Here is an 8,578-nt window from a genome sequence, read left to right on the forward strand (position 1 = left end):
GGCAGCCGATGGATCCCGGGGCTGCGCACCTTGCCGCTGACGTCCACGACGATCCCGGCGCCCCCCGACGCCCCGGGGCCGGGCGCGGCCGGGGAGGCAGGGACGCCCGCCGGGGCAGGGCCATCCGCCGGCCCTACCGCTTCCGGCGCCGCACGCACCGTCTCCGGCGCCCGCACCGATTGCGTACGCCCCGACCAGAAGTGCTGCACGGCGAAGACCGCCACCACGGCGAGAACGACGACCAGTGCCACTGCTCCCCGGCGCTCGATCCCGCAGCGCGTCTGTACCCACACCGGCAACCGGTCGCGTACGGCGAGCACAAGCCGCTCCCGCCACGGGGGCGGCAACTCCCGGTCGAGCTCAGGCTCTGGTTCGGGCGTCGTCCTCGTCCCCGGCGCCAGGGAGGAGGACGAGGACGGCTCAGGGGGCTGCTCGGGGCGGACGTACTGCACCGTCTCCCGATCCGAACTCCCCTCGCTCGGCGCCCGCTTGGGCACGCCTTGCCGCTGCGGCGGCGCGAACAACGCCTCCGCGCGCAGCCTTGTCCGCTCCGCCGCGATGTGCCGGCGCCGCGCGCGACGCCGGACGAGATGTCGCTGCCGGGCGCGGCCGTCGGAATCGGGGCCGCGCCCCGGGCCGCTGGATGGGTGTGCTGTCCGGGACAGTGATCGAAGTGCCATGTCACGAGACGGTAGGCACTCCGCGACACCCCAGTGGATCTTGGTCAATTCCCGGGGAGAACCCGGCAGTTGTGGAAAACGCCGTCACCCGATCCAGCGACGATCGACACCAACGCCCCTCCCGGCGACCCCGGCCTCCCGGGCCGGACAGCCCCGACAGCCCCGACAGCCCCGACAGCCCCGACAGCCAAGGATCTCCCGCCCCCGATCCGGGGCGGGGCGAGACGGGCCGCACAAGCCGGGCGGGGCCGCCCGCCCCGCCCCACCCGGGCCCTACGCTCGCGGAGACACCACGGCACCCAGCAACCCCGGCCCGGTGTGCGCCCCGATCACCGCGCCCACCTCGCTGACGTGCAGCTCGCCCAGGCCCGGCACGTGTTCGCGCAGCCAGTCGGCCAGCGCCTCGGCCCGTTCCGGCGCCGCCAGGTGGTGCACGGCGATGTCGACCTGCCCGCCCCCGGCCTGCTCGGCGACGATCTCCTGCAGCCGTGCGATGGCCTTCGACGCCGTACGGACCTTCTCCATGAATTCGATGCGGCCACCGTCGAGCTGCAGCAGCGGCTTGACCGCGAGCGCGGAGCCGAAGAGCGCCTGGGCGGCACCGATCCGCCCGCCCCGGCGCAGATAGTCCAGGGTGTCGACATAGAAATACGCGGAGGTGCCCGCGGCCCGCTTCTCCGCCGCCGTCACCGCCTCGTCGACCGTGCCGCCGGCGTCGGCCGCCTCGGCCGCGGCGAGCGCGCAGAACCCGAGGGCCATGGCCACCATCCCGGTGTCCACGACGCGCACCGGGACCGGAGCCTCGCGCGCGGCCAGGACCGCGGCGTCGTACGTCCCGGAGAACTCGGCGGACAGATGCAGCGAGACGATGCCGGTGGCGCCGGACTCGGCGACCTTGCGGTAGGTCTCGGCGAACAGTTCGGGGCTGGGCCTCGACGTCGTGACGGACCGGCGCTTGCGCAGCGCCTCGGCGACCGAGCGGGCGGAGATCTCCGTGCCCTCCTCGAGCGCCCGGTCGCCCAGGACCACGGTCAGCGGCACCGCCGTGATGCCGTGGCGCTCCATCGTCCGGTGCGGCAGGTAGGCCGTTGAATCGGTGACGATCGCGACATGGCGGGACATGCACCGGACATTACCCGCCGGGGCCCGTCGGCGGCAGCCCGGCCCCCGTCGGCCGACGTCCGCCGGCGAGGGATCAAGTCGTGCTCTCGGGACGGGGTTTCTTCTGCCACGGGTACACCGGTCGTACACCCGGCGGCGTGATCGCGGGCCGCGCGGGCTGCTGGACCTTGCCCGCGGTGTCGGATGCCTCCGGGGCTGCCGGCCGGGCGTCGGGCGCCGTCCAGTGCCGCAGGGCCCCGGCCTCCAGGTCGATCTGCGCGCTCAGCGCATCCAGGTCGTCGCCCGCGAAGTGGCTGGCCCGGTCCCGGGCCGCGTGCCGCAGCGCGTCGGCGGACGTCGTGATCTGCTCCGTACGCGCCCGCAGATCCGGCAACAGGTTCCGCACGTGCGCCTTGTCGGGCTCGGTCTCCAGACGCTTGAGCTCACCGTCCAGCTCGTGCCCGTGCACACTCAGTCGCGAGAAGAGTCCGAGGGACTCCTGAAGCGTGGTGTCCTCGCCCACGCGCGCGTGCAGCGCGTCCTGGGTGGCGCGCATGGAGGTGCGCAACTTCAGGCGCAGCTGTGCCAGCTCGCTCGCCGTCCCCTGCGGGGCGAAGCTCCTGGCGCGCAGCGTCGTGTCCTCCACTGTGCGCCGCGCCTGCGCGACCGTGCGGTCCACGCCTCGCTTGGCGGCGCCGACCGCCTTCACCGTCGCGTACGCGCCCAGCACCAGGGCCGCGATGAAGATCAGCGCCACGATCACCAGCACAGCTTCCACGGCGCTCCTCCGATTCGTCCGTCCGCCCCGATGTTCCGGCCTTCTCCACCGTAAACGGAGCGGGCAGGCCGAGGGTTCCAGCAGAACCCCCAACCTGCCCGTAGGGAACAACCCTGAGTGCCTTACGCAGGCACGATGTTCACCAGCTTCGGCGCCCGCACGATCACCTTGCGGATGCCGGCGCCGTCCAGCGCCGCGACGACCTTCTCGTCGGCCAGGGCGACCTTCTCCAGCTCCTCGTCCGAGATCGACGGGGAGACCTCCAGGCGCGCCTTGACCTTGCCCTTGATCTGCACGACGCAGGTCACGGCCTCGTCGACGACGTACTGGGGGTCCGCGACGGGGAAGTCCTGGTGGACGACCGACTCGGTGCGGCCCAGCTTGCGCCACAGTTCCTCGGCGACGTGCGGAGCCAGCGACGCGACCAGCAGTACCAGCCGCTCGGCGACGGAGCGCGGCAGCGGGCCGCCCACCTTGGTCAGGTGGTTGTTCAGCTCGGTGACCTTGGCGATGGCGGTGTTGAACCGCATGCCCTCCAGGTCCCCGCGGACGCCGTCGATCGCCTTGTGCAGGGCACGCAGCGTCGTCACGTCGATGTCCGCCTCGGGCACGTCGACGACGGTGACCTCGCCGGTCGCCTCGTCGACGATGTTGCGCCACAGACGCTGCAGCAGCCGGAACTGGCCGACCACCGCGCGCGTGTCCCACGGCCGCGACACGTCCAGCGGGCCCATCGCCATCTCGTACAGGCGCAGGGTGTCCGCGCCGTACTCGGCACAGATCTCGTCCGGCGTCACGGCGTTCTTCAGGGACTTGCCCATCTTGCCCAGCAGGCGGGTGACCTTTTCGCCCTCGTAGTAGTAAGCGCCGTCGCGCTCCTCCACCTCGGCGGCCGGTACGGCGATCCCGCGCGCGTCCCTGTAGACGAACGCCTGGATCATGCCCTGGTTGTACAGCTTGTGGAACGGCTCGGCCGACGAGATGTGGCCCAGGTCGAACAGCACCTTCGACCAGAAGCGCGCGTACAGCAGGTGCAGCACGGCGTGCTCGGCGCCGCCCACATACAGGTCGACGCCTCCGGTGGGCATGCCCTCGCGGGGGCCCATCCAGTACTGCTCGATCTCCGGGTCGACCAGCTTCTCGCTGTTGTGCGGGTCCAGGTAGCGCAGCTCGTACCAGCAGGAACCCGCCCAGTTGGGCATGGTGTTGGTCTCGCGGCGGTACTTCTTGGGGCCGTCGCCCAGGTCCAGGGTCACGTTGACCCAGTCCTCGTTGCGCGACAGCGGCGTCTCGGGCTGCGTGTCCGCGTCGTCCGCGTCGAACGTGCGCGGGCTGTAGTCCTCGACCTCCGGCAGCTCCAGGGGCAGCATCGACTCGGGCAGCGGGTGGGCGATGCCGTCCTCGTCGTAGACGATCGGGAAGGGCTCGCCCCAGTAGCGCTGACGGCTGAACAGCCAGTCGCGCAGCCGGAAGTTGACCGTGCCGTGGCCGATGCCCTTGCGCGCCAGCCACTCGGTCATCCGCGCCTTGGCGTCGGCGACGCCCAGGCCGTCCAGCGAGATCTCCTCGCTGGCGGAGTTCACCAGCTTCGCCTCGTACGTGACGAACGCGTCGTCCCACGTGGCCGGGTCGGTGCCCCGGTCGTCCGAGGGCTGGACCACGCAGCGCATCGGCAGCTCGAAGGCGCGCGCGAAGGCGAAGTCACGGGCGTCGTGCGCCGGGACGGCCATGATCGCGCCGGTGCCGTAGCCCATCAGTACGTAGTCGGCGATGAAGACGGGGACCTGCTCGCCGCTGACCGGGTTGGTCGCGTACGCGCCGGTGAAGACGCCGGTCTTGTCCTTGGCCTCGGCCTGGCGCTCGACGTCCGACTTGGAGGCGGCCTGCTTGCGGTACGCGGCGACGGCCTCTGCGGGCGTCGCGTGACCGCCCGTCCACACCTCGTGCGTGCCCTCGGGCCAAGCGGCGGGCACGATCTTCTCCACCAGGTCGTGCTCGGGCGCCAGCACCATGTAGGTGGCGCCGAACAGGGTGTCCTGGCGCGTCGAGAAGACGGTGATGGCGTCGTCGGCGCCGACCTTGAAGTCGATGCGGGCGCCTTCGGAGCGGCCGATCCAGTTGCGCTGCTGCAGCTTGATCGCCTCGGGCCAGTCCAGGCCGTCCAGGTCGTCCAGCAGGCGGTCCGCGTAGGCGGTGATGCGCATGTTCCACTGGCGCAGCTTCGCCTTGAAGACGGGGAAGTTGCCGCGCTCGGAACGGCCGTCGGCGGTGACCTCCTCGTTGGCCAGGACGGTGCCCAGGCCCGGCGCCCAGTTCACGGGCGCGTCGGAGGCGTACGCCAGGCGGTACTCGCTCAGGACGTCGGCCTGCTCGGCGGTGCTCAGCGCGGTCCAGGTGCGGCCTTCCCCGACGGCGCGCTCACCGGTCTCGAACTGCTCGACCAGCTCGGCGATCGGACGGGCCTTCTTCAGGTCGTCGTCGTACCAGGAGTTGAAGATCTGCAGGAAGATCCACTGCGTCCACTTGTAGTACTCCGGGTCGATCGTGGCGAACGACCGGCGCTTGTCGTGCCCCAGGCCCAGGCGGCGCAGCTGGACCTTCATGTTCTCCATGTTGGCCTCGGTCGACGTGCGCGGGTGGGTGCCCGTCTGCACGGCGTACTGCTCGGCCGGCAGGCCGAACGCGTCGAAGCCCAGGGTGTGCAGCACGTTGTGCCCGGTCATGCGTTGGAAGCGCGCGAAGACGTCCGTGGCGATGTAGCCCAGCGGGTGACCGACGTGCAGGCCCGCACCCGAGGGGTACGGGAACATGTCCATGACGAACTTCTTGGGCCGGGCGGCGACCTCCGGGTCGCCGGCCAGGTCGCCGGACGGGTTGGGCGCCTCGTATGTGCCGTCCGCGTCCCAGAAGTCCTGCCAGCGTGCCTCGATGTCGGCGGCCATGGCCGCCGTGTAGCGGTGCGGCGCGACCGCCGCCTCGGAAGCGGCGGCGGTGTTCGTCTCGCTCATGATCCTCAAAGCTCCATCGATCGTCTCTGCCAGCGGCCAGTGCTTAGGAAATGAAAAAGCCCCTCGCACAGGAGGGGACGCCGCGCCGATTCCGACCTCACGCGCGAAGGCGGGTCGGGACTGATCAGCGCGGCTCGCTAAGCAGAAGGCGTACGGCACGCATGCGGTCAGGGTACCGCAGCGCCCGCGCGCGCCGCGACGGGCTTCCACCCGCCCCACCGAGGGCCAAGGGTTACCCCGCGTACCGCCCGCTATCGGGGCAACACCCATACCGGCTTCCTCTAGATAACGGCGAGATAACTCAAACCTCGAACTGGCCGGTATCCATCGACCTAGAGTGCGGGCTGTGGGTCCACTGTGCCGAACCATTCGGAGTCGCCCCCATGCACCCTCGAACCCCTCACAAGCTGAACTCCCCTCGCCTTTACCGGAGTTCACGCTCTTTCGGTAACAGCCGCCGCGCGACCACGGGGGTGTTGAGCGCGGCGGTCCTCCTGTTCATACCCGTGCTCGTGGTCACAGCGAGCGATGCGTTCCGGGCCGCGCTCGACTTCACCACGGGCGTGCTCTGCCTGGTCTCCCTCACGGCGTCCGTCGTGTGGGGCCTGGTCGCCTCGGACCGGCTCTTCCTGACGTCCAGACAGCGCCTGCTCGCCCAGGGCGTCCACCGGGCCACCGCGGTCGCCTCACTGGGCTTCCTGCTGCTGCACGTCAGCGTGAAGGTGGCGCTGGCCCACGTGACGCTCATCGGGGCGCTGATCCCGTTCGGGAGGGGTGTCGCGGGCAGCAGCGGCCTGATCGGCATCGGCGTGCTCGCCGGCTTCCTCATGGTGGCCACGGGCGTCACCGGTGCGCTGCGCAGCTCCATGGCCTCGCCGGCCAGACTCGCCGCGCGCTGGCGCGCGACCCACATGCTCGCCTATCCCGCGTGGTGCATGGGCCTGATCCACGGCCTGTATGCGGGGCGGCAGCCGAAGGCCTACGTAGTGGTCCTGTACTGCCTGTGCCTGCTCGCGGTCGCCGGTGCGGTGGGCCTGCGGGCGGCACCACGGCGGGTCAAGGTCAAGGTCGCGGCCCGGATCCTCGCCTTCTTGGACCCGGGACCGCGAGGCGCCGCCCCCGACGCGGACCGCGCGGCAACCCGTGACGTGGCAGCACAGCCACTGCCGGCCACGGAGGCCCCGCCCCGCCGGGCCCCTGCACCCGCCCCGGCACCGGCCGGCGTCGGATTCGCGGCCGCCTACCGAGCCGTCTCCGCTGCCGCGCGCACGGAGCCGCCCGCTTCTTCGCTCCCGCGCACAGATTCCGTACAGCCCGCATACGTAGAGCCCGCATACATAGAGCCCACGTACCTAGAGCACCCATACATAGAGCCCGCCTACGTAGAGCCCACCTCCGTAGAGCCCGCATACAGCGAACCCGCATACATAGAGCCCTCATACGTAGATCCCACGGAGCACGCGACCGCCCAGCGCTGGCCCGCGCCGTCGCCCCCGCCCCCGGCGGAGGCCCCGCCGTCCGCGTACGACCCCACGTACGACACGCCTTACGGGGGCATCCCCGCGTACGAGGCCGTCTACGGGAACGGCAGCACATACGAGGACCGTGCCGCGCCCACCGAACCACTCCCCGGCCCCTTTCAAGCCCCTCCCGCGGGTGAACCCTGGACGACGCCCTACGGAGGCACGCAGTGAACACGGCGCTGCCCGACGTCCCCGAGGTCCGGGTCGTCGGTCTTCCCCAGCTGACCTCGGGGTTCGATCTCGTGGAACGGCTCGACCTGGACATGCACCTCAAGGTCCACGGTCCGCTGAAACCCATGGCGGGCGAGTCGCTGGCGCAGCTGGCCAAGGCGGTGTCCCTGCGCGGCCGGGGCGGGGCGGGCTTCCCGTTCGCCAAGAAGCTGCGCGCGGTCGCCGAGTCGGCGATCCGGCGCGGTGTACGCCCCGTGGTCGTCGTCAACGGCAGCGAGGACGAGCCCGCCTGCCGCAAGGACACGGTCCTGATCAACCGGGCCCCGCACCTGATCCTGGACGGCGCCCTCCTGGTCGCCGAGGCGCTCGGCGCGCGCACCCTGGTCGTGGGGGTGACGCGCGACTCCACGGAGGCCTCGATGCAGGCCGCGCTCGTCGAGCGCGGCCTGACGAACCGCCGTAACGCGCCCTTGCGCGCGCGCGTGCAGCGCAATCCCGTGCGCATGGTCACCGGGGAGTCCTCCGCGCTGATCCGCTCGGCGGACGGCGGTCCGCCGATGCCGCCGGGCCGCAAGGTGCGTTCCTCCGACACCGGGGTGGGCGGCGCGCCCACGCTCCTGTCGAACGCGGAGACGTTCGCCCAGCTCGCCGTCGCCGCCCGTACCGGCCCCGCGCGCTACTGCCGCACGGGACTGCACGACGAGCCGGGCACCGTCCTGCTGACGCTCTCCGGCGCCGTCACCCGTCCCATGGTCCTGGAGGTGCCCTCGGGCGTCCCGCTGCGCTACGTCCTTCAGCTCGCGGGCGCTCCCCCGCTCCCGCAGGGCGTCCTCACGGGCGGCTACCACGGCAGGTGGCTGGACGGGGTCGGCGCGCAGGACGCGATCGTCTCCCGCGCCTCCCTGGAGGCGTGCGGCGGCGCTCTGGGCGCGGGCGCGATCCTGCCGATCGGCCCGGACACCTGCCCTCTCGGCGAATCCCTGAAGGTCGCCCAGTGGCTGGCCTCGGAGAGCGCCGGCCAGTGCGGGCCCTGCTATCTGGGTCTGCCCGCGGCGGCGCGCGGCCTGGAGGACGTGTTGAACGGCGGTGGGCCCACGGCCCTGGAGGCACTGCGTCAGGTCACGCGCGCGGTGAAGCGCCGCGGGGCGTGCAAGCACCCCGACGGGTCGGCCGCGTTCATCGAGTCGTCGATCTCCGCGTTCACGGACGACCTTGCGGCGCACGTCCTGGGCGCCGGGTGCGGCCGCCCGGTGCGCGGGGTGCTGCCCCTGCACACGCAGGCGCCGGCGGGCTCGGCGCCCAGCGGCAAGCGGCTCG

The 8,578-nt window shown here is 71.8% G+C and carries 5 protein-coding genes and 1 pseudogene; 2 read left to right on the forward strand and 4 right to left on the reverse strand.

The window, feature by feature from the left end; translation table 11 throughout:
* The 4 genes and pseudogenes from G3I40_RS48160 to leuS form a co-directional block, all read right to left on the reverse strand.
* A pseudogene (locus G3I40_RS48160) lies at window positions 1-320 on the reverse strand (ComEA family DNA-binding protein); the annotation flags it as partial.
* A 633-nt stretch (window positions 321-953) separates the two neighbouring features.
* The gene (locus G3I40_RS22170) at window positions 954-1,802 is read right to left on the reverse strand and encodes a DegV family protein (RefSeq protein WP_164303884.1); all 849 of its coding nucleotides are present in this window, start codon (window positions 1,800-1,802) and stop codon (window positions 954-956) included.
* Between the two features lie 73 nt (window positions 1,803-1,875).
* On the reverse strand, window positions 1,876-2,559 hold the full coding sequence (locus tag G3I40_RS22175) for a hypothetical protein (RefSeq protein ID WP_164303885.1): 684 nt from the start codon (window positions 2,557-2,559) through the stop codon (window positions 1,876-1,878).
* A 122-nt stretch (window positions 2,560-2,681) separates the two neighbouring features.
* On the reverse strand, window positions 2,682-5,567 hold the full coding sequence (gene leuS, locus G3I40_RS22180; protein WP_164303886.1) for a leucine--tRNA ligase: 2,886 nt from the start codon (window positions 5,565-5,567) through the stop codon (window positions 2,682-2,684).
* A 512-nt stretch (window positions 5,568-6,079) separates the two neighbouring features.
* Here leuS and G3I40_RS22185 point away from each other — a divergent pair.
* Together G3I40_RS22185 and G3I40_RS22190 are read left to right on the forward strand one after the other, a co-directional pair.
* Window positions 6,080-7,261, forward strand: a complete 1,182-nt coding sequence (locus G3I40_RS22185; RefSeq protein WP_343244996.1) for a hypothetical protein — start codon at window positions 6,080-6,082, stop codon at window positions 7,259-7,261.
* Window positions 7,258-8,578: NADH-ubiquinone oxidoreductase-F iron-sulfur binding region domain-containing protein (locus tag G3I40_RS22190; RefSeq protein WP_164303888.1), on the forward strand; the 1,321-nt coding region annotated here is incomplete at its 3' end. The genes G3I40_RS22185 and G3I40_RS22190, both read left to right, overlap by 4 nt.

It is taken from the genome of Streptomyces sp. SID14478, from assembly GCF_010548525.1.
In the GTDB taxonomy this organism is placed as follows: Bacteria; Actinomycetota; Actinomycetes; order Streptomycetales; family Streptomycetaceae; genus Streptomyces.